The organism is Priestia sp. BR_2, assembly GCF_041954005.1.
Lineage (GTDB): Bacteria > Bacillota > Bacilli > Paenibacillales > Paenibacillaceae > Paenibacillus_AQ > Paenibacillus_AQ lautus_A.
Genome location: NZ_JAVFHM010000068.1, coordinates 1 through 854 on the forward strand (window position 1 = coordinate 1; position 854 = coordinate 854).

At 49.3% G+C, this 854-nt stretch carries 5 tRNA genes and 1 rRNA gene; all 6 read right to left on the bottom strand.

What is annotated here, in order from left to right:
* Nucleotides 1-46: 46 nt before the first annotated feature.
* Nucleotides 47-123: transfer RNA gene (locus RB298_RS01265), tRNA-Met, on the bottom strand.
* 34 nt (nt 124-157) lie between these two features.
* Nucleotides 158-233 (bottom strand) — tRNA-Val (locus tag RB298_RS01270).
* 63 nt (nt 234-296) lie between these two features.
* A tRNA-Glu gene (locus RB298_RS01275) sits at nt 297-371 on the bottom strand.
* 16 nt (nt 372-387) lie between these two features.
* A tRNA-Ser gene (locus RB298_RS01280) sits at nt 388-479 on the bottom strand.
* Nucleotides 480-484: 5 nt separating this feature from the next.
* Nucleotides 485-560: transfer RNA gene (locus RB298_RS01285), tRNA-Asn, on the bottom strand.
* 156 nt (nt 561-716) lie between these two features.
* Nucleotides 717-854: ribosomal RNA gene (locus RB298_RS01290) — 23S ribosomal RNA — on the bottom strand; the annotation flags it as partial.

Sequence of the window (854 nt, forward strand, 5' to 3'; positions counted from 1 at the left end):
TCTACACCACAGTTCCACGAGGCACTATCGCTATTGCGATATAAATTGGTTGCGGGGGCAGGATTTGAACCTACGACCTTCGGGTTATGAGCCCGACGAGCTACCGAACTGCTCCACCCCGCGTCATTAAAAGGGTTGCTGCAATGGTGAAAAATCATGGTGGAGGCTGAGGGGATCGAACCCCCGACCCTCTGCTTGTAAGGCAGATGCTCTCCCAGCTGAGCTAAGCCTCCGTAACAAAGCGACTTTTATCATAGCAAAATCTGATATAAGAAGCAAGTGTTTTTTTAATAAAGTGGTGACCCGTAGGGGATTCGAACCCCTGTTACCTCCGTGAAAGGGAGGTGTCTTAACCCCTTGACCAACGGGCCTTGCTTAAAATAATAGTGGCGGAGAGAGAGGGATTCGAACCCTCGAGACGCTTTTGGCGCCTCCACGATTTCCAATCGTGCTCCTTCGGCCAACTCGGACACCTCTCCATAAATGGCTCCCCGAACAGGACTCGAACCTGTGACAACTCGATTAACAGTCGAGTGCTCTACCAACTGAGCTATCAGGGAACAATATTCAATTCAAGTGATTGATCACCTGAAAACTAGATACGAAACGAATTTACAGCACATTAGACTCCGTAGCATTCACCCGATGTGGTATCGGGGTCCCCGAAAAGTATTCGGCATCCGCTTCAAAGCTTTGCTTCACTTTTTGGGGTGATTTTGGATAAGCCCTCGACCGATTAGTATTGGTCAGCTCCATGCATTGCTGCACTTCCACCTCCAACCTATCTACCTCGTCGTCTTCAAGGGGTCTTACGAATTGGGAAATCTCATCTTGAGGGGGGCTTCACGCTTAGA